The sequence below is a fragment of the Sulfurimonas denitrificans DSM 1251 genome (genome assembly GCF_000012965.1).
Taxonomy (GTDB): Bacteria; Campylobacterota; Campylobacteria; order Campylobacterales; family Sulfurimonadaceae; genus Sulfurimonas; species Sulfurimonas denitrificans.
The window spans coordinates 598,225-619,139 of sequence record NC_007575.1 but is presented as its reverse complement, the minus strand read 5'-3'; the positions used below and the strand labels follow the sequence as shown (position 1 = coordinate 619,139).

20 protein-coding genes are annotated in these 20,915 nt (G+C 32.9%); 1 reads left to right on the top strand and 19 read right to left on the bottom strand.

From position 1 onward, the window contains the following. Positions 1-4: 4 nt before the first annotated feature. The gene (locus SUDEN_RS03185; RefSeq protein ID WP_011372243.1) at positions 5-1,303 is read right to left on the bottom strand and encodes a DEAD/DEAH box helicase; all 1,299 of its coding nucleotides are present in this window, start codon (positions 1,301-1,303) and stop codon (positions 5-7) included. 95 nt (positions 1,304-1,398) lie between these two features. Between SUDEN_RS03185 and SUDEN_RS03180 the strand changes: the two genes are divergently transcribed. Further along, positions 1,399-1,890 (top strand): DUF2062 domain-containing protein, encoded by a 492-nt coding sequence (locus tag SUDEN_RS03180; protein WP_011372242.1) that lies wholly within the window; start codon positions 1,399-1,401, stop codon positions 1,888-1,890. Here the strand turns inward: SUDEN_RS03180 and lgt are convergent. From lgt to SUDEN_RS03090, 18 genes are all read right to left on the bottom strand, one after another. Then, on the bottom strand, positions 1,887-2,711 hold the full coding sequence (lgt, locus tag SUDEN_RS03175) for a prolipoprotein diacylglyceryl transferase (protein WP_011372241.1): 825 nt from the start codon (positions 2,709-2,711) through the stop codon (positions 1,887-1,889). The two genes, SUDEN_RS03180 and lgt, sit on opposite strands and share 4 nt — an antisense overlap. A gap of 6 nt (positions 2,712-2,717) precedes the next feature. After that, positions 2,718-4,001, bottom strand: a complete 1,284-nt coding sequence (locus SUDEN_RS03170) for a (Fe-S)-binding protein (RefSeq protein ID WP_011372240.1) — start codon at positions 3,999-4,001, stop codon at positions 2,718-2,720. A gap of 2 nt (positions 4,002-4,003) precedes the next feature. Beyond that, entirely contained in the window at positions 4,004-5,371 is a 1,368-nt protein-coding gene (gene hemN, locus SUDEN_RS03165) for an oxygen-independent coproporphyrinogen III oxidase (protein WP_011372239.1), read from the bottom strand. A gap of 77 nt (positions 5,372-5,448) precedes the next feature. Continuing rightward, positions 5,449-6,453: a hypothetical protein gene (locus tag SUDEN_RS03160; RefSeq protein ID WP_011372238.1), complete on the bottom strand. Its 1,005-nt coding sequence runs from the start codon at positions 6,451-6,453 to the stop codon at positions 5,449-5,451. A gap of 22 nt (positions 6,454-6,475) precedes the next feature. Next, positions 6,476-7,447, bottom strand: coding sequence for a hypothetical protein (locus SUDEN_RS03155; RefSeq protein ID WP_011372237.1), 972 nt, complete (start codon positions 7,445-7,447; stop codon positions 6,476-6,478). A gap of 59 nt (positions 7,448-7,506) precedes the next feature. Beyond that, positions 7,507-8,277: an oxidoreductase gene (locus tag SUDEN_RS03150; protein ID WP_011372236.1), complete on the bottom strand. Its 771-nt coding sequence runs from the start codon at positions 8,275-8,277 to the stop codon at positions 7,507-7,509. Further along, entirely contained in the window at positions 8,277-9,059 is a 783-nt protein-coding gene (locus tag SUDEN_RS03145; RefSeq protein WP_011372235.1) for a carbon-nitrogen family hydrolase, read from the bottom strand. The genes SUDEN_RS03150 and SUDEN_RS03145 overlap by 1 nt, the downstream gene beginning before the upstream one ends. Beyond that, positions 9,059-10,351, bottom strand: coding sequence for a glutamate-1-semialdehyde 2,1-aminomutase (locus SUDEN_RS03140; RefSeq protein ID WP_011372234.1), 1,293 nt, complete (start codon positions 10,349-10,351; stop codon positions 9,059-9,061). Before SUDEN_RS03140 ends, SUDEN_RS03145 begins: the two co-directional genes overlap by 1 nt. Next, positions 10,335-11,357: a Gfo/Idh/MocA family protein gene (locus tag SUDEN_RS03135; RefSeq protein ID WP_011372233.1), complete on the bottom strand. Its 1,023-nt coding sequence runs from the start codon at positions 11,355-11,357 to the stop codon at positions 10,335-10,337. Before SUDEN_RS03135 ends, SUDEN_RS03140 begins: the two co-directional genes overlap by 17 nt. Beyond that, positions 11,357-12,073 (bottom strand): acylneuraminate cytidylyltransferase family protein, encoded by a 717-nt coding sequence (locus SUDEN_RS03130; RefSeq protein ID WP_011372232.1) that lies wholly within the window; start codon positions 12,071-12,073, stop codon positions 11,357-11,359. Before SUDEN_RS03130 ends, SUDEN_RS03135 begins: the two co-directional genes overlap by 1 nt. Beyond that, positions 12,073-13,119: a nucleotidyltransferase family protein gene (locus tag SUDEN_RS03125; RefSeq protein ID WP_011372231.1), complete on the bottom strand. Its 1,047-nt coding sequence runs from the start codon at positions 13,117-13,119 to the stop codon at positions 12,073-12,075. The genes SUDEN_RS03130 and SUDEN_RS03125 overlap by 1 nt, the downstream gene beginning before the upstream one ends. A 2-nt stretch (positions 13,120-13,121) precedes the next feature. Next, positions 13,122-14,285: a UDP-N-acetylglucosamine 2-epimerase gene (gene neuC / locus SUDEN_RS03120; protein WP_011372230.1), complete on the bottom strand. Its 1,164-nt coding sequence runs from the start codon at positions 14,283-14,285 to the stop codon at positions 13,122-13,124. Further along, positions 14,282-15,163, bottom strand: a complete 882-nt coding sequence (locus SUDEN_RS03115; RefSeq protein WP_011372229.1) for an ORF6N domain-containing protein — start codon at positions 15,161-15,163, stop codon at positions 14,282-14,284. The genes neuC and SUDEN_RS03115 overlap by 4 nt, the downstream gene beginning before the upstream one ends. Further along, positions 15,160-16,161: an N-acetylneuraminate synthase gene (gene neuB / locus SUDEN_RS03110; RefSeq protein ID WP_011372228.1), complete on the bottom strand. Its 1,002-nt coding sequence runs from the start codon at positions 16,159-16,161 to the stop codon at positions 15,160-15,162. The genes SUDEN_RS03115 and neuB overlap by 4 nt, the downstream gene beginning before the upstream one ends. Further along, a complete protein-coding gene (locus tag SUDEN_RS03105; RefSeq protein WP_011372227.1) occupies positions 16,158-16,733 on the bottom strand; it encodes a NeuD/PglB/VioB family sugar acetyltransferase in 576 nt (191 codons plus the stop codon). The genes neuB and SUDEN_RS03105 overlap by 4 nt, the downstream gene beginning before the upstream one ends. Then, complete coding sequence (locus tag SUDEN_RS03100) at positions 16,733-17,869, bottom strand: LegC family aminotransferase (RefSeq protein ID WP_041672186.1); 1,137 nt, start codon at positions 17,867-17,869, stop codon at positions 16,733-16,735. Before SUDEN_RS03100 ends, SUDEN_RS03105 begins: the two co-directional genes overlap by 1 nt. A 1-nt stretch (position 17,870) precedes the next feature. Next, positions 17,871-19,076 (bottom strand): UDP-N-acetylglucosamine 4,6-dehydratase, encoded by a 1,206-nt coding sequence (locus SUDEN_RS03095; protein WP_011372225.1) that lies wholly within the window; start codon positions 19,074-19,076, stop codon positions 17,871-17,873. Between the two features lie 19 nt (positions 19,077-19,095). After that, positions 19,096-20,796, bottom strand: coding sequence for an ABC transporter ATP-binding protein (locus SUDEN_RS03090; protein ID WP_011372224.1), 1,701 nt, complete (start codon positions 20,794-20,796; stop codon positions 19,096-19,098). Positions 20,797-20,915 lie beyond the last annotated feature (119 nt).

The following is a 20,915-nucleotide window of genomic DNA, read 5'->3' as shown; positions in this document are numbered from 1 at the left end:
TATCTTAATCACGTTTTGACGTTTTTCTTTTTTTAGTCGTAACTGGCTTTTTATAATTAGCACTTTTTTTAGAGCCATCCTCTTTTTTACGAGGTTTTCTCTCATGCTTTACTTCTACTTTTTTATGTTCGCTTTTGAGTTTTAGTTCATCTTGATCAAGTCTGCGAATTGTTGGATCTGGCTCAAATCCAGCAATAATTTCTTGTGGAATTTTCATCCCGATTAGTTTTTCTATATCTTTTATATCAAATTTCTCATAAATATCTATCAAACTAATAGCCATTCCATCACGCCCAGCACGCCCTGTTCGCCCTACTCTATGGACATAATCCTCTGGAATTGATGGGAGTTCATAGTTTATGACAAATGGTAATTCCTCTATATCTAAACCTCTTGAAGCGATATCGGTGGCAACTAAAACTTTGATTTTCCCCTCTTTAAACTCATTTAAAGTTTTTAAGCGGTTTGCTTGAGTTTTATCTCCATGAATTATTCCACACTTCAGTCCATCTTTTTTAAGCTCAACTACCAAAAGATCCGCACTTGCTTTTGTTCTTGTGAAAACTAAAACTTGTCTAAAATTTCTTGAGCCAATTATATATGCTAAAAGTGGGGCTTTTTTCTCGGTATCTACAAGATAAGCTACTTGATTGATTGTATCAACAGTAGAGTTCTTTTTTGATGTCTCTATAAATGCTGGCTTTGTTAGTATGAGTTTTGAGAGTTTTCTTACCTTGTCACTAAATGTTGCTGAGAAGAGAAGTGTTTGATGTCTCTTTGGCAAAATCGGATGAATACGTCTAATCTCTTTCATAAACCCCATATCTAGCATTCTATCAGCTTCATCAAGAACAAAAATCTCTACATGTGACAAACTCAAGCCTTTATCAACATGCTCTAGCACTCGCCCTGGTGTTGCTATGACTATATCAACGCCCTCTTTTAAGATTTTTTGTTGACTCTCTAAATCTTTTCCACCTACTAAAACTGCAATATTTATGCCCATATTTTTTGCATAACTTTGTAAATCTTCATAAATTTGGATAGAGAGTTCACGTGTTGGCGCTATTACAAGACCTCTTAAAGCTCTCTGTTTATCATCAGAAGTTTTTCTAAGTCTTTGAAGCATCCCTAGACCAAAAGCGGCGGTTTTACCAGTCCCTGTTTGAGCTGTTGCAAAGACATCACTTTTTGCCAAAATAAGAGGAATTGCTCTTGTTTGTATAGTTGTAGGTTTTTCATAGCCTAAATCTTTTATAGCGCTAAGAAGTGGTTTTATAACTCCTAATTTTTCAAATGACATACAGTACCTACTTTCTACATTAATAGCGCAATTTTAACATATTAATATAAGCTTCGTGTAGCTATAATCACACATATTTCAAAATGGCGTAAACTATGATAAGAAAATTTTTTAAAAATATAAACGCAAGTGAAAAATTAAAGGCTTTTACAGATAAATACAGAATTCCTATAGAGTATTTATCTGCAAATAGAAAAATGGTGTCAAAAGGTGTGTTAATAGGGCTTTTTATAGCCTTTATACCTATGCCTATGCAGATGCTCGCAGTTGTTGGCGTCATCCCTTTTACAAGATTTAACGTACCAATAGCTATCTCTATGTGTTGGCTTAGTAACCCTTTTACAATGCCTGCTATGTACTACATGGAGTATTTAACTGGGAGTTTTATACTTGGTATGGAGACGACACCTGTAGAGATGACGCTGGAGTGGTTTAGCCACAATATTGGAAATATTTTTGTTCCTCTATATACTGGAACGGCTTTTTACTCTATTTTTGGCTCTTTGCTTGGATACTATCTTGTAAATCACTTCTGGAGAAGTTCTGTAAAAAAAGATAATAATTCGCGTAAAAATTCAAGAAATTAAACTTTTATAGCTCTATTTTTAAAGTAAATCCACGCAATAATTCCAACTGCACTCATAGCAAGGCTCATCACCTGCCCTTGAGTGATAGCGTTACAGCAAACATACCCTATTTGGATATCTGGAGCACGCCAAATCTCGGCGATTGCACGGAACAGTCCGTAACTTATTCCATAAACTAAAATCAACTCTCCGCTGAAACTTTTATATTTTCTATACATGTAAACAACTACAAAAACACCAAAGCCCTCTAACACGGCTTCATACAGCTGAGATGGATGTCTAAGAACTCCATCGACTACAATCCCCCAAGGAGCATCTGTCTCTCGACCTATAAGCTCTTTATTTAAAAAGTTACCGATTCGCCCAAAAACGAAAGCAAGAGGCACACTTATGGCTACTAAGTCCATAATCTTGCCAAACTCTGTTTTGTATCTTTTTGAATACATGTAAGTGCTTATTAAAAAACCAAGCACTGCACCATGATAGCTCATACCTCGAATACCAACAAATTCGCCGTTTGCAAAAGGGTTGAAAATCTGCCATGGATGAGAGAGATAGTAGAGAGTTTGAGTATCATAAAAGAGGATATATCCAAGTCTAGCACCCAAGATAACACCAATTTCTACATAGATAAAATAGGCATCTATCTCTTTGCCCCTAAAATCAAGACTATCTCTTTTGATAAAATACTTCCCAATATAAAGAGCGCTAATCAAAGCCAAAACATACATAATACCATACCAGTGAACTGGCAAAGAGAAGATATGAAAAGCTACTGGATCAAATCTATCATATATATTATTCCATTGATTTAAATACATACTGCCCTATTCTCTTAGTGCTTCGGCTATAAGCTCGATAGGGTTTTTAAAGATTTGAGGAGCATCCACATAGTTCATTGAAGCGTTTATCTGCATTCTACATGCACTACACTCTGAGCTTACTATATCTGCGCCAGTTTTTTTAATCATATCGGCCTTTGGAATACCAGCAGCTTTAGCAAAATGATACTTCTCGCTCTGCATAGTCACACCACCAAAACCACAACATGTATTTGGATCGCTCATCTCAACTATGTCGTAATTTTTACTTATAAGAGTTCGTGGTTCTTCGTAAATCCCTTGCATTTTTCTTGCATGACACGGGTCATGATAAGTGACTATTTTTGGATCTTTTTTCTTTGTTTTTAAAATATTTGACAGCTCTGTTTTCTGCTCTAGCCACTCAGTTGCCATAAAAATCTTATCTTTAATAGCAACTGCTCTTGCCTTCCATTCTGGTTGGTCATGAAAATAGTGCTCATAGTCTATTTTTATCATAGCGCTACATGTAGCTTCTGGAATAATAATAGCTTCTACATCTTTACTAAAACTCTCAAAGTACTCTATGTTAAACTTTGCGTTATAATCAACTGTATAAAAATCACCTGTAAAATAAGCAGGAGCGCTGCAGCACTTCTGATCTTTTGCCAAAAATGCGTCAATACCCAGATGCTCTAGTATCTCTAAGAGAGAATTTCCCACATTTACATAGTTATAATTACCCAAACAGCCTATAAAAATAGCTACTTTTCGCTTGCCGCCATTGCTTATATTTTCAGGGTGTGAATTTAAAAATGATGTTTTTTTAAGACTAGGAAGAAGCCTATCCGCCTTTAACATCGGCAGATTAAATCTACCGCTCATAGAGTCAACATCTGCTTTAATTTTAAATCCACATGTTTGAAATACCCAGCCGAGTTTAAAAGCAATATCATTTAGCCATCTATGACGAAGAAGCAAGAAAAACGCTCTTTTATACCAAGCAATACCAAACTTTTTACCAATATCTGCTCTAACTTGTTCTATTACCATATCTGTTGGAAGTGATTTTGGGCATACTTCAACACATGCTGTACATAAAAAACAGCTCTCAAAAATATCTTTAGCGTTTTGATCTAACTCTAAATTCCCTCTTTGGTAAGCACCAAGTAGGTCTAAAAATCCACGAGGAGAAGTAACCTCATCCGCATTTACATTGTGAATTGTACAAACTGGAATACACTTTCCACACTTTATGCACTCATCAGTTGTAGCACCAAAGTTAAAGATTTCTTGTGCAGATTTGCTCATTTTTACACCGTTTTAGAGAAGGTTTTTGCATTTGCTGAGTGGCGCTTCATGTAAGCATCAAAAGGCATAGCAATGTTTCTAATCAGTAGAGTTCCTGTCTGAGAGCACTCTATGAAGTTGTCATTCATAGTCAAGAGCTCATCATCAACAAAAGGTTTTAGCTCATTTATTGCATCTGTAAAATATGTTTTAAAATCGATGTTAAAGAGTTTCTCAAATCTTTTTATATCAAGTTTGAAGTTGCTCATAAGCTCCATAATTACATATTGGCGAATCATATCATCTTCATTTAAAGCAACACCTCTCTCAAAAGGGAGTTTGCCCTCTTCGATGGCTGCTTCGTACTCTTTCATCTCTTTAAAATTTTGTGCATAGTGTGAGACACCCTCGCCTATGGAAGTGAGTCCAACACCTATCAAGTCCGCTCCACCTTTAGTTGTGTAACCTTGGAAATTTCTATGTAACTCACCTTTTTCTATAGCTTTAAAAAGTTCATCTTCTGGTTTTGCAAAGTGATCCATTCCTATCATTCTATAACCGTTTGATGTCAAAAAGTCTATTGTATATTGCATGATTTGGAGTTTTTCATCAGGAAGCGGAAGCGTTGTTTCATCAATTTTTCGCATAGTTTTTTTCATCCACGGCACATGGGCATAGTTAAACACAGCATATCTATCAGCATTGAGCGTCAAAGAGCGTGCTAACGTCTCTTTAAAAGTTTCCAATGTTTGAAATGGAAGTCCATAAATAAGGTCAACATTAACAGAGTGCATGTTGTACTTTCTTGCGAGATCCATAGCATATTTTGTTATCTCATAAGGCTGAACTCTATGAACTGCAATCTGTACTTTTTCATTGAAGTCTTGGATACCAAAGCTTACACGATTAAAACCATTTTGGCTTAAAACTCTCATCTGATCTTCATCAATATGACGAGGATCTATTTCACAACTAATCTCAGCTTCTTTTACAAAGTTTGGAAAAAAATGTCTAATCTCTTTTATAACTTCATCCAACTGCTCTGCGCTAAAAAAGGTAGGTGTTCCACCACCAAAATGCATCTGAATAACAGAACGATTACAATCAACAAAAGAAGATAGTATCTTTAACTCTCTCTTTAGGTACTCCAAATAGCGAAGCATCTTATCCTCTTTAGAGGTAAAAACAACATTACAACCACAAAAATAACATGCATTTTTACAAAATGGAAGATGAAAATAGAGACTCAAAGGACGCGAAGAGTCTTGAGATTTTAATTTTTGTATATATTCGTCATACCCAAAAGAGTCACTAAACTCCAGTGCAGTAGGATAACTAGTATAACGAGGTCCAGGCTTTGAGTACTTAGTAAATTTTGCAAAATCTAACATATATATCCTTGTAAAAGTTGTTTATATTTTATAATGAGGGCGATTATCTCTAAAAAGTGTTGAAAGGTTGATAAACTTTATTTTATAATTCCCAACTCTCTAAATGTAATTACTCTATTTTTATCTGAATTTTCATAGAACTCTCTTAAAAAACTATCAAAATATGCCCTGTTATTATCATTTTCTGGGATTTTTATTATATTTACGATAGCCTCTTCATACATCATGCCTAATGTTGTAAGCGCTGTTGAAGAGCAGGATATTATATGTTTAGGATATATTTTTTGTTCTATAAAATAGGTCTCTATTGGTTTATTTATATTTTTTATCTCAAATAGTTTGTTATCAACTGAAGATACTGTTTTTTTTAACTGTTTAGATTCATATCTATGCGGAATATATATAACTTTTTTTTTGAACATATTTATTAAATTTTCAATCATATCTTTATACGTATCCGTATCGATAACGTTTATTTGATCTAACGGCTCACCTATAAAATAGATAATCTCTTCATTGTGCTTACACTCTTGCCCTTGATTATTTTTTCTCAGATTTTCCAATCTGTTTTTTACAATTTCAACCCCATGAATTGGCTCAAAATCAAAATAGGTAAATAGATTTATTTTATCTTTTATTTTAACTCTTAATCCAAATAATAAAAACCTCATCTCTTTAAATTTATATCTATTGTACTTATTCGTTTTGATAACTTCATTATAAAATTTAATAGTCGCTGTTCCATCGTCTAGTAAGAATACCTTCTCTTTTTTTATATTTGCCAAAAGAACTTTATGAAATTTGCCAATCTCTCCTAAAAAAATATGATTGTAACTATCTTTTTTAAACTCTTTTATAAGCTGAACATATTTTAAAAATTTAGATTTAAACTCTTTTTTAACATGTATAAATTCAATATCAGGCATACTATTACTATCTGCGAGCTCTCTCATCTGATTTTCATTAACTAAAGAGTCTGTGTATATCAAAACAAATATGTTTTTTGATAATTTAAAATGCGCTACTGCTTCAAGGGCGTTTATAACCTGTAGTGGCGATTTAAGTACAAATAAGTTTTTCATACGCAACTTATCCTTGTTTTTATTAAATTTGCAATTGATGCATACCTGATTCTTTAAATATAGAGTAGCAACTCTCTATCCCTTCATATCTCTTTTCATTAATACTGTTTTTAGGAACTATTATATATTCATTTATACACATATCAAAAAGGAACTTTAGTGTTACTAATGCCGTAGAGTAATAAGAAACTATATGCATTGGATATACATCACTTTGTAAAAAATACAACTCTATTGGTACGTCTAGTTTTTTAACTTCAAAAAGGTCACTTTCAATAGAGTTAATAGCCTCTTGTTGTTTGTAAACCTCTAAACGATGAGGAATATAGACTATTTTTTTATTAAATTTTTTTATCAATGCCTCTATGTCTTTTTTATAAACATCAATGTCCATAAATATATCAGCAGGTTGTCCTATAAAATAAACTATATCATTCTCTTTTATAGCATTACTTAAATATTTTCGTTTAAAATATGCTAAATTGTTTTTTATTACTTCATTGCCATGAACTGGCGCTAAATCAAAATAAGTAAATAAATTTATTTTGTCTCTAATTTTTATCTTTAAACCAAACAGTAAAAATCGCAACTCTTTAAAATTATATTTATTGTATCTATCTTGCTTTATAAAAGTATTATAATAAACAATAGTAGCTGTTCCATCATCCATAAGAAAAACTTTCTCTTTTTTTATATTTGCGATTATCATCTTATAAGATACGCCAAGCTCTCCGACAAAAATGTAATTAAATCTCTCTTTTCTAAGTTTTTTTATCAAATTTACATATTTTAATATCTTTGATCCATAACCATCTTCTATATGAATAACCTCTTCCCACTCAAGTAAGCTTAATAAAAATCGCATCTGTTTTGTATTTGCAGTTGATCGATTATAAATAAGCACAAGAGTATTGTTTGTCAATTTAAAGTGCTTAACGGCTTCAATCGCATTTATAACTTGTAATGGTGATCTTGCAACAAATAAATTTTTCATATATTTTTCCTATATAAATTATATTTTTAGTATTATATAAATGAATCTGTACATATAAATCATAAACTAAACCCATCATCAACTATTATATTTTGCCCATTTACATACTTGCTCATATCACTAAGCAGATAGATTAACGTACCTTTTAAATCACTCTTGTCAAGCATTCCTTTGTTGGAACACTCTTGTTTATATTTATCCAAAAACTCTTGTGGCTGATTGTCAAGAATACCTCCAGGGCTTAGGGCATTTACTTTTATATTCATACCTTTAAAATATTTTGACATATATTTTGTAAGATGGATAAGCCCTGCCTTAATTGCTGCATACTCTACAGGCATTGTCATAGAAGTGTTTGAATATACCTCAAATTTAGGAGCCATAACTCCATATATTGAGCTTATATTTATTATATTTCCATAACCTTGCTTCTTGAAGTATTTTGCAAACTGTTGTGAAGTTGTAAAATACCCACCAAGATTTAATCCTAAATTTTCTATAAAATCATCATATTCTACATCAAAAAAATGTCTTCCATAATTTTTATTTCTTGGATAAGCATTATTTACAAGTGCATCAATTTTTCCATATTTTTCGTTTAGGTACTCTATACATTCACTTAAAGACTCTTTTGAAGTAATATCAAGTTTTACAAAATCTATTTTTGTAGTATTTAACTCTTTTGATAAACTCTCTTTTGCTTCAAGACCTATCTCTTTATTTATATCTGCAATAATTGCGATACCATTATTTTCAACGACAGCTTTAACAAATTCTTTTCCTATAAGTCCAGCTCCACCTGTGATAACTACTATATTTTCATTCAGCATTACAATATTTCCTTATAAAATTCTACTTTTCTATCATTTGTTGTATTAAATTTACTTTTAAATTCTTTAGTCCAATCTTTCTCTATTTCATAAAGTTTCATCTCATCAATTTGTTCAAAATATACCTGTTCTCCATTTGCATTAAACATATTACTGCTCTCACAATACTCCAAATTATTTCCATCAACTCCCACTCTATTTATTCCTGCTATAAAGATTTGATTTTCTATTGCTCTTGCTTTAAGCAGCGTATTCCAATGCGCTACTCTTTTAAAAGGCCAATTCGCGATATTGATAACCAAATCACAACTTTTAGCTAATGAGCTATAAAGTTCAGGAAATCTTAAGTCATAACAGATTGTTAACCCTATCTTAAAATTTTCAAAATTTACAATTTCAAGACTGTTTCCAGCATTAAAATATTTATCTTCTCCTGCAAAAGTAAATGGATGAATTTTTGAGTACTTCCCCAAAACGCTACCATTTTTATCAATAAAGACAGCCTTGTTTAATGCTTTATCTCCATCTTTTATTGCAACTCCAAAAACCAATGCAGTATTGTATTTTTTAGCCAAAGATGAAAACTCTTTTATTGTTTTACTATCTTCAATATTTTCTACTATAAAAGGTATATTGTTAGAAAATCCTGTCAATGTCATCTCTGGAAAAATAATCAAATCAGCCTTGCCTTCTACAGCTTTTTGTATATTTTTTTCACATAAAATTAAATTTTTATCTTTATCTTCCCAAATCTGGTTTAAGGAAATCAAAGCTATTTTCATTAATTAAACTTTCTAAATACTGGCTTGATTGCTTCCCCAACTAAATATTTTTCATATCCATCATCAACCGCTTTTCTATACACTTCAAATGTTTTCTCTAATGCATTTTTTGTTATCTCTAGCTCTTTATCGCCATGAGCATAAGAGAGTGCTATCCATGGCATTAAAACACCATTTTTTATCATCTCTTGAGAAAACAGTGTTCTAAGTCCTAAAGAGTTTGCACCATCTTTATCAAATGTCAAATAGTAAGGACTACACTCTATGCCACCTGCTATAAAGTTTTTCTCTATCCCATATTTTTTAGCACTCTCATTCATAAGCGCTATTAGTTTTTCTCCATAATTCCACATGTGCTCAACTACACGCTGTTCTTTCATAAACTTCATTGTTTCTACAAATGCGCCAAGCCCGCTCATCTCAGCTCCATGCGTTGTTGAGAGTAAAAACAGCCTCTCTTGTCCTATAAATTCAATAGAACCTAACTGCATAATCTCTCTTTTTCCAGCAATTGCAGCAACTGAAAAACCATTTGCCATAGCTTTTCCAAAAGTACAAAGGTCTGCTTTAACATCATAGTAGTGTTGAGCCCCTTTTAGATGCCATCTAAACCCAGTAATCATCTCATCAAGTATAAAAACTGCCCCATTTTTATGACAAAGTTCTTTTACTTTATGTAGAAAATTATCTTTTGGATGTTCAGTTGAAGAAGGTTCGAGCATCACACAAGCAATCTCATTTGGAAACTCACTAAACAATTTTTCTAAACTCTCTATATTGTTATAATTAAATAGTTTTGTATTTTCTATATCGTTTTTTGTTATCCCTTTAGTTATTGGAGTTGAGCCAATAAACCAGTCATCGTAACTAAAAAAAGGTTGTTCCACACATCTAGCTATTAAAGTTCTACCAGTATATGCACGACTTAATTTAACTGCTGCCGTTGTTGCGGTTGAGCCATTTTTGGTAAACTTTACCATATCAACGCTATCTATCATATCTACTAAAAGTTCAGCTGCTTCAAGCTCAATCAAACTTGGTTTTGTAAGATTATTACCATACTCAATCTGTTTAATTGCTGCTTGATTTACTTCATCATTTGCATAACCTAGATTTACAGCACGAAGAGCCATTCCATAATCTAAAAATTCATTCTCTGCTTCATCATAAATATAAGCACCTTTTCCTCTTTTTAGAATTTGTGGTGCATTTAGTGGATATTGATCATACCCTCTGCTGTATGTGTGCGCTCCCCCTGGAATTACTTTTAATAATCTATCTTGATAAGTCATCTCTTCCCTCGCTTATTTCTTCTAATTTGTAAAGTGTTTGTAGTATCTTATAATCATCTTCTAGTGTGTTTGGATATGATGATGGCTTAGCATTTTTCACATCAATAATTGCATCTATATATGCTTTTACTTCATTTATATATGGCTCTTCTGGATTGATATACCCGCTCTCAACAGTACCTGTGTCAAAGTTTATTCTATCCCAATCAGACATTTTTGTATTTATATATCGTAACTCATTGCTGTCTGCACTATAAGCAATTTCGCCCTCTGAGCCCAATATTCTAATCTCTCTGGTTGCTTTTGGTCTAGATATTACTTCTACTGTTAGATTTCCAATCACGTTATTTGGATACTCTAAAATAGAGTGATAAATATCATCTATATTAGCTTGCATATCAGTTAATTTTCTTCTGACACAGGCTAAAGGTTTGCCATCGCCAAAAATATCATTTAGCCATGTAAGCTCAAAAGGAACAATCTCTCTGCATCCTCCAGTATCAGGATTTGAGACATAAAAATCTTCTATTTTCTCCCATGGATGCCAATCTGGAAGATACTGCCCTGTGTGGTAGTTATAGTTTAAAACTTTACCAATAACACCGCCTAAAACTAACTCTTTTATCTTCATAGGCATTGGGTAGTAGCGCATCGTACATGATGGAGCCATTACGAGTTTTTTATCTTTTAAAATTTTTGACAACTCTAATATTTTTTGAGCATCAACAACTGAAGCTTCTATAAAAGAGTGAATACCATTCTCTTGTGCGATATAGGCATAGTGCATATGTAAATTTGGTGGTGTTGAGATTAAAAATGCATCTGGCTTAAACTCCTCCATCGCTCTATCAAAACTATCATATAATTCAATCTCATACTTTTTAGCTTCATCTCTTCTATCTTCTCTTAAATCAAATCCTGCGACACTATCTTTATGTCCTAATGCTATAAGATTGCGAACTCTTCGCTTTCCCATTGAGCCTAAACCAATTACTAAAAATCTCATCATATCCCCCATTCAAATTTCATTATATTCTCAATCGCTAAGAAATCATAAACATCATCTATCTCATAACATTGGTAACGCTTTATCTCATAAAAAGTATTTCTTTTTGTGTAAAATGTCTCTTCCTCTAGCAAAGATTTTGTTTTTACGATGTATGCAACACCATAAGGAAAATAGGCAACATCATTATCTTGTCTTCTTGTTTTCATCTCTAACTCTTGGCAATAAGAAGAGAGATGATTATTGTTTATAATTTTTTTCATAATGGATGGGTGTTCATGAACTTCGCCTATTGAGACGATAGAGTCAAACTCATTTTCATTATTAACTATTTTTTCTATCATATTATCAATATCATAATCTTCTCTTAGCGGTGAAGTTGGCTCAAGCAACACAATATAATCAAACTCTTTATGAAGCTCATTTTTATAAAAATCTATTGTATGTTTTATCGCATCAAATGAGGTTGCAGTATCACTAGCTAAAAAATCAGGTCTTAAAAATGGAACATTTGCACCATATTTTTTGGCAATATCTGCTATATCTTGATAATCAGTTGTTACCATTACCTCATCTACATGTTTACTTTTAACACCAGCTTCAATACTCCATGCAATGAGTGGTTTAGAGCAAATCTCTTTTATGTTTTTACCAGGCAACCCTTTGCTTCCACCACGTGCTGGAATGACTACTAAAAAAGTTTTATCCTTATACATTAAAACACCTCATCATACTCATTATTTGCTTTTTCAAACTCTTCCATTCGTCCAATATCAAGCCAATACTCTCTCAAAGGAAAGGAGACTACATTTTTATTTTTGCTTATAAGATCTTCAAAGAGTGTTGGCATATCATAAAACTGATTTTTTGGAATATACTCTAAGATTTCTGGAGAAAGCATATATATTCCAGCGCTTACAAAAAACTTATGTGTTGGTTTCTCTTCTATGGAGAGTATTTTGCTATTTTTTATACTTACAACCCCATAAGGCACTTGAAAATCATACTCTCTTACACACATAGTTGCCATTGCGTTATTTGAGAGATGATAGTTGTCTAAATGAGCAAAGTTAACATTGGTAAGCAAGTCTCCATTCATTACAAAAAATGGCTCTGTTGGTTTGGTTTTAAGAAGACTTAATGCCCCAGCTGTTCCCATACGTTTATCTTCCAAGACATACTCTATGTTTACTCCAAACTCACTCCCATCCCCAAAATAGTTCTCTATTACATGTGATTTATAATTTACACACATAACTATATTTGTGTAACCATACTCAGCAAATTTTTCCACTATAGTCTGAAGTATTGGTTTGTTTCCAACTTTAAGCATGGGCTTTGGAGTATTTTCTGTAAGTGGTCTAAGTCTTGTCCCTAAACCTCCTACCATTAAAATAACTCTGTTTGTTTTATCTTTTGGTTTTATAAGCTCTTCTATATCTTGAATACCTATAATTTTTCCATCTTCATCTACTATAGGAATTTGATGGAGTTTTTTTGTAAGTGCTATTTTTAGAATTTCCTCTTTTGTATCACTTATCTTAGCAACTGTTGGAGTTTTAAATATAACAGACTCTATGGAACTATTTAAATCCAGCCCTTTTAGAAGTCCTCTTCTTATATCTCCATCTGTAAGTGTTCCTAAGAGCCTGTCATTTTCATCAACTATTAAAGCTATCTGCATGGCACCACTATCAATAATTATAAGTGCTTCTTTTATAGTTGAAGTTGGTTTTAGTTTTATATTATTTATTCTTTTCATAATTAAACCCTTAAATCATAAAATAATTTTTTTAAAATATTATCTAAATCTAACTTTTTTAGTTCCTTAACAATCTTTATACTTGCGCACCCATCACCATAAGGGTTTGCTGTATTTTTTAATAACTCTTGAAACTCTTGAGTGTAAAGCTTTTTAAACGCTTGAGAAATTGATGATTTTATAGGCTCACAATCTATCACACTTTTGGCTTGTATGCGTCCTTTTTGCCTATCTCCGATGTTGATAGTTCCTATCTTAAAGCTAGGGGCTTCTGCTAAGCCGCTAGAGCTATTGCCAATCATAGCATCTACATGTTGCAATGCGCTTAAGTAGCGTAACTGCCCTAAGGAAGTAAAGCAAATTGATTTATGATGATTATTAGTAACATACTCATCACACATCTGATTTATAACTCTTCCATCTGTATCACTATTTGCTTTTGTAAAAATTATATTTGTATCCCTTAACTCATCTATTGCATCAAGGAGCTCTTGAAATTGCTCTTTGGCGGTTGAATTTTCAAGAGTTACGGGATGAAAAGTTACTAATATGTTTTTTTTGTTAAGTTTAAAATTAATTGACTCTTCAAACTCTTTTTTTGTTAAAAGTTTTAATCTTTTAATGTTTTCTATTCCCATTCCACCAACATTAAAAACTCTCTTCGGCTGCTCTCCAAGTTGAATAACTCTCTTTTTATACTCCTCTGTAGCAGTAAAGTGAAGATGACTCATCTTTGTTATGCTATGACGAATAGACTCATCAAATGCGCCCTCAGTACTCTCTCCGCCATGTAAATGCGCAATAGGAACACGAGCTATCATAGCAGCACTTACAGCACTAAATATTTCATATCTATCGCCTAAAACTACCAATATGTCAGGCTTTAGCTCTTCATAAGCTTCTGCAAAACTTATCTGAGCCAAGCCCATAGACTTTGAGATGCCAACAGCAGTATCTGAAGAGAGCAACATCTCTATTTTTTTATCAATTTTAAAATCTTTCTCTATCTCTTTATAAGTCAGTCCAAACTCTGGACTTAGGTGCATTCCTGTAACAATGAGTTGAAGTTCTAGTTCGCTATCATTTTGTATCTCTTTCATAAGCCAATAAAGCAATCCATACTCAGCTCTAGTTCCTGTTACTACACATATTTTTCTTTTACTCATTTCAACTTCTCCATAAATTCAAAAGAATCAATATCCATCTTGGAGACTGCAAACCATTTTTTACCTAAGTCTTTTAAGCTAGCTCCAAAGTGATATATCTCTTTTTCATCAATGATTAAAAATCTATCATGTGATAAATCAAACTTTTTTATCTCTATGTTTGGGTATTGAGCATTATATTTTTGTAAATCTAGATTTAACTGTGCAGATATCGTTTTTGTATATATTGTCATACTTACATTTGCATCTCTTTTAGTAAACAATATTAATGTTGTTTCATCTACATAGTTATCAATGAGTTTTATAGATGTTTTAGCATTTTTTATAATATCACTTACGAAAAGATATGCATCAAAAATCTGTCCGTTGTAAAAGATATGTTGTTTTTGTGGTATGCCCTTTTCTTCTATAGCGTTGAAGATTTTATTGAACTTTTCATCTGATTCTAATTTGCTTTGGATTTGTTTAACTTCAAGTGAGTCTAGTCTTTGAAAGATACTCGCATTTGATAATAAAAACTTTCTCATATTTGCAAATGTTTTAATAATCAAAACAGTAGTTTGTGAAGCAACTTTACTCTTTAGTATAGTCGCCAACATATAGACACCTTGTTCTGTAAAAACTTTAGGATTAGTTCTAGTTTTAGCAAATTTTGCGGTCGAAAGTTTCGACCGCAAAATACTAAATTCATCATTTGTCAATTCAAAGAAAAAATCTTCTTGAAATTTATCTTGATTATTTTTAACTGCTTCATTAATTCTTTTTGTTTCAACTCCATACAACTCTGCCAAATCTTTATCCAACATCACTTGTTCGTCTCTTAGCGTATAAATTTTGTCTTGTATCATTTGATTATCTGTAGTGATTATTTCATTCATATCAACTCATCTTCCTCATAGTCCTTAGAAGCAATAGTTCCAACGATTTCATCCCATCTCATAGGGTTTATCCCATTTGCTGGTCTTTTTATAGCTAGGTTTTCTTCGCTTAAAATTTCACCTTTTTTTATGCCACTTTTTGCAACTATAGATTTTCTAGCTATTTGAATATTTGGCATTTCACTTTTAGATGGTTTTTTGATACCGCTTCCCATTGCTAACTCAATATTTCGTATAGCTTTTACCATCGCTTTGAGTTCGTCTGGCTCTAGTGAAGCTTTATGGTCTGGTCCATCCATCGTACAATCTAGTGTAAAGTGTTTTTCTATACATGTAGCGCCCATTGCAACTGCTGCGATAGGAACTTCTATGCCTAAAGTATGGTCACTATATCCAAATGCTACATCAAAAGCTTCTCCTATTGTTATCATCGCTCTTAAATTTACATCTTCCATAGGAGTTGGGTACATTGTGTTAGCATGTAAGACTGTAATATTCTCTTTTTTTGTTCCAGCGTTTACTAAAACATCTAGGGCATCTTCAATCTCGCCCATATCTGCCATTCCAGTTGAGAGTATGATTTTTTTGTTTAGTTTTCCTATGTGTCTTAAATATGGGAGATTTGTAATCTCTCCGCTTGGAATTTTAAAAATTTGCAGCCCTAAATCATTTAAAAGCTCAATACTATCATGGTCAAAAGGGGTAGATAAAAACATTATCTTGTTTGAGTTGCAGTATGCGATTAATTCTTTGTGCGTATCTATGTCTAGCTCTAATTTTTTTAACATGTTAAACTGAGAATCATCGCCATCACTCATGTTCTTTTTTTGATACTCAGCCTTTTGTGCATTTTTACTTACAAGATTAATTGCTTTAAAAGTTTGAAATTTAACAGCATCAACACCTGCAATACAAGCTACATCTATAAGCTTTTTGGCTAGTTTTATATCTCCGTTATGATTAACTCCTGCCTCTGCTATTATAAAGACTTTGCTCATTTTGCTACACTCCCAGCTTTTATAAATCCCTCGACTTTTACACTCTGTTTTGAAGTTGCATTACTTCCAAAAAAAGTATCTGCTTTTACTATCACTCCACCATTGACAACACTTGCAGTTGATATATGGCAATAATCTTCTACAATCGCGTCATGTTCTATCAAAGCTTTTGTGTTTATGATGCAATTTTTACCTATTTTTGCATTTGCATTTATAAGCGCATGATGCATAACCACAGTTCCCTCATCTACGCATGCATGCTTTGACACATAAGCCAAAGGCGAAATTATAGTTGGCAGTTTAAATCCCACTCTTTTTAACTTCTCAAACAACTCAACTCTTATGCTGTTTGATTTTACTTGTCCTACTGTTATAACTGCATTTTTACAAGTTTGAAATATAGTACTCAAATCATCATCACATCCAATAATTTCATAACCTAAAACTTTTTTTCCAATATTCTCTTTGATATCAATAATTCCTACGATTTCATACTTATCTTCAAGCTCAATAACATCTATAACACTATGACAATGCCCACCGCCACCGATTAAAATTATTTTTTCTTTCATTATAAAATCACACTACTTGGTATATTTACAACTCTTTGTTCTAAATATTTAGCATTTTTTAAATTATCTCTTTGACAATCTTTAAACATCTCAAGCTCATTCATAAGCCGCCAAATAGGTCTTGTCATTACGCCGTTTTTATTTGTAAACTCTAAAAATTCATCTCTTTGGTTTTTATCGCTTAAGAGTATCGCTTGGAGCCAGTAGTTTGATTTACTCTCCTTGGGCTCCTCTGCAAAAACTATCTCACTTTTTGAAAAAAACTCTTTATATCTTAAAGCTAGCTCTCTTTTAGAGGCTAAAAATCCATCAAGTTGCTCTAATTGAGCCACAAGCAGGGCTGCATTTATATTTGGCAGTCTGTAGTTGTAGCCTACCTCATCATGTACATACTCATAAGGGTGCGGGATTTTAGCTGTTGTTGTGATGTGTTTTGCTCTTTTTGCTATCGCCTCATCATCTGTAACTATAACTCCGCCCCCACCTGAGGTGATAATTTTATTGCCATTAAAACTAAATGCTCCAACTTTGCCAAAAGTACCTGTATGCCTATTTTTATAGTAACTTCCCAAACTCTCCGCTGCATCTTCTACTAAAGATATATTCCACTTATCACAAATCTCTTTTATCTCATCAATACGACAAGGATGCCCAAAAGTGTGCATTGGGACACAAGCCTTTATCACTTTGCCAGAGATTTTATTTATACATGTACTGTTTTTTATCTCACAATTTTTTTCTAAAAATCTCTTTAGTGAATCTGGACTCAAACCCATAGTATCAATATCAACATCCACAAAAACAGGTTTTGCACCAAGATAAGAGATAGCATTACATGTAGCTATAAAGGTAAGTGGTTGAGTGATAACCTCATCGTCTTTTTTTACATCTACAAGCAATAAACTTACATGTAGCGCCGCAGTTCCATTTACCGTTGCTATTGCGTATTTACTTCCTACACGCAAAGCAAACTCTTTTTCAAAAGTATCTACATATTTACCAACGCTTGAGACAAAAGTAGAGTCTATGCAGTCGTTTAAATATTTTTTTTCATTTCCTATAAATCTAGGTTCATGAAGCGGAACAAACTCTTTAGTTTTAAAAGTATTTTGTATAAAATCTACTATATTTTTCATATTACATCTTTGCATCAAGATACTTACCGCTCTCTTTATGTCCAAAATCTGGAATCATTTTAAAAAACTCTTTTACAATATCTTCTTTTGTCCATGTGAGGTTTTGTTTATATTTTTTTATTGTATTCTCAAAATGATTTAATTTCTCTTCATCATAATTTGCTTCATTTTTTATAACACCTAAATTCTCAAATCTATTCATATCTAAGGTTTCTGCATCTGTAAAAAACTCTTCAAAATCCTTCTCTCCAGTCGTATCACTTGCCGTAAATAGGCATGGCCACTGCTTTGAATGCTCTGTATTTGATTTGAAATTTTCAGTGAAAAAATTTCTTGCTTCATCTTCATCTTTGCAAAGATATGGTTCATATCCTAAATCTTTTAAATACTTTACTGCAATCTCTGCAAAAGTTATTAGATGTAGATTTTCGCTTAGTTTTGGGAAAAATATATCTCTGTTTTGAGCAAAAATACAAGACATAAGACAAAGTTCACCGCTCTCTTGCGTTGTAACAAAGTATCTTTTTATATCATTTGGAGCGACTATGGGTTGGAGTTTTTTTATACGCTGATCAAAACCATGAAGAAGGCTTCCATCACTAAAAGCCACATTTGCAAATCGTGCCATTGAGACATCTATCTGCTGTGATTTTCTCATCACAAACATCTCCATGATTCGCTTGCTAGCACCCATCATATTTACTGGATTTGCGGCTTTATCTGTACTTACACAAAAGTACTTTTTTACCCCATTTTCTATGGATTGTAGAAGTGTTTTATCGGTATTAAAAACATTTGTCTCAATCATGCGCATAAGTGTAAATGGATCTTTTTCACTTCTTACATGTTTGAGTGCTGAGAGATTTAAAACATAATCATATTTCCCATCAGACTTGATAAAAGCGTCATATTCAGAGCTACCAATATCTAAAGCAAAGGTTTGGAAATCTCCATCAATATATCCAAAACTACTTCGTATATCTCTAACCAACTCAACCATATTGTTCTCAGATATATCTACTACATGTAGCTTTTTAGGGTGGCGTTTAAATATCTCTTTGGTGACTGCTTGACCGATACTTCCAGCACCGCCGAGAACCAAAAAAGTTGAAGATGAAACTATATTTTTAAGCTCTTTATTATGAGTATTAATGTCATCTATAAAAAGCTCTTTTGTTCTTCCTATTAGGTTTAATATTTTTTTCATTTTCAAATACCTCTCTTATCTATTTTTTAAGTCCACCAGCCAATCTTTGATACACTTCACAACTCTCTAGCAGTTCAGAGTGGCTTCCGCTTGCTATAATTTTACCCTTTTGTACAACCAAAATCTTATCTGCATTTTGTATTGTTCCTAATCTGTGTGCGATTGTGATGGTTATTTTATCTTTTGTATAGTTATGTAGCGCTTCTTGAATCCTCTTTTCACTCTCATTATCAAGTGCAGAAGTGGCTTCATCAAAGAGTATAAGTGAAGCATGTTTATAGATAGCTCTAGCTATTGCTATGCGCTGTCTTTGTCCGCCTGATAGATTTGAGCCGAACTCTTCCATTTTTGTCTCTATCCCATCTTCAAGCGACTCTACAAAGCTCAAAGCATCGGCTAATATAAGCGCATCTTTTACTCTTTTCTCATCTATATCTTGCCCATAAGCAACGTTTGCGGCTAAAGTATCTTGAAATATGTAAATTCTTTGAGTAACTAGCGAAATATGATGCTTTAGAGAATCTTGCGTAAACTCCTTTATATTTATACCATTTACAAGTACGGAGCCATCTTGTGGGTCATAAAATCTAAGAAGCATGTTTATAAAGGTACTCTTACCACCCCCACTATCGCCAACAAGTGCAATATTTTGTCCTTGTTTTATCTCTATATTGACTCCATCCAAGATATATCTCTCTTCATATTTGAGGCTTACATCTCTAAACTCTATATGCGTTATATCTTCTTTTAAAACTTTTTTTCCATCAACTATCTTGTTCTCTTTATCAAGCAGTTCAAAAACTCTCTCACTCGCGGAGAGGGCATCTTGAATCTTTGAATAAATAGACCCTATTCTGCGAATAGGTTGAAAAACAAGTCCAACTGCGGTTAAAAATGCGCTAAACTCTCCAACACTCATATTGCCACTGTAAACTTCCCTGCCACCAATGTATATGACAGCCGCAAGTCCCGCTGCACCTACTAATTCCATAAGAGGGGAGACTATGTCGCCAACATAAACAGATTTCATATTTATCTTAAAAAATTGCCAGTTTTGTACGCCAAAACGCTCTAGCTCAAACTTCTGCGTTGCATTTGCTTTTATGATTTCACTGTTGTTAAAAACCTCTGTTAGTCTGCTTATAACATCTGCGTTTTTCTCTTGAGAACGGCGAGAATATTTTTTAAGTTTTTTCCCTATTTGAATAATAGGATAGACGGCTAGGGGAAGAAGAACCAAAGAGTAAAAAGAGAGCATAGGATTTAGATATATAACATAAGCAACAAGGGCTATCACGGTTAAACTCTCACGAATAAGCTCTGGCAACATATTTGACACAAAGTATCTGATTCTGTCTATATCATTGGTAACTCTTGAAATTAGCTCGCCACTGCGGTTTTGGTAGAGATACATCATATCAAAGTTTATGATTTTCTCAAGCATCATCTCTCTAAATCTACTAACTATATGCTGCCCGATATATGTCATGTAAACAGACTGTATATATCTTCCAATAGATTTAAAAAAGTAGATTCCAATGAGTCCAAGAGGGATAAGATATAGCATCTCCTCTTTTTTTTCTATAAACATCTCATCCATAAGTGGTTTCATGATATGAGCCGTAGCAGTCGTTGCAGCGACTGTAAAGAGCATACCAATCACAACTAAAAAATACTCTTTTTTGTACTCTTTTATATATGGCAAATATCTTTTAAACACTTTTTTCAATAATAGTTCCAAAGCTCTTTTTTTAATGAATTTTACCTAAAAAAGCATAACAATTTATTTTAATCTTAATTAATCACTATATGCCAATCCATAAGTTTCAATTCAATTAT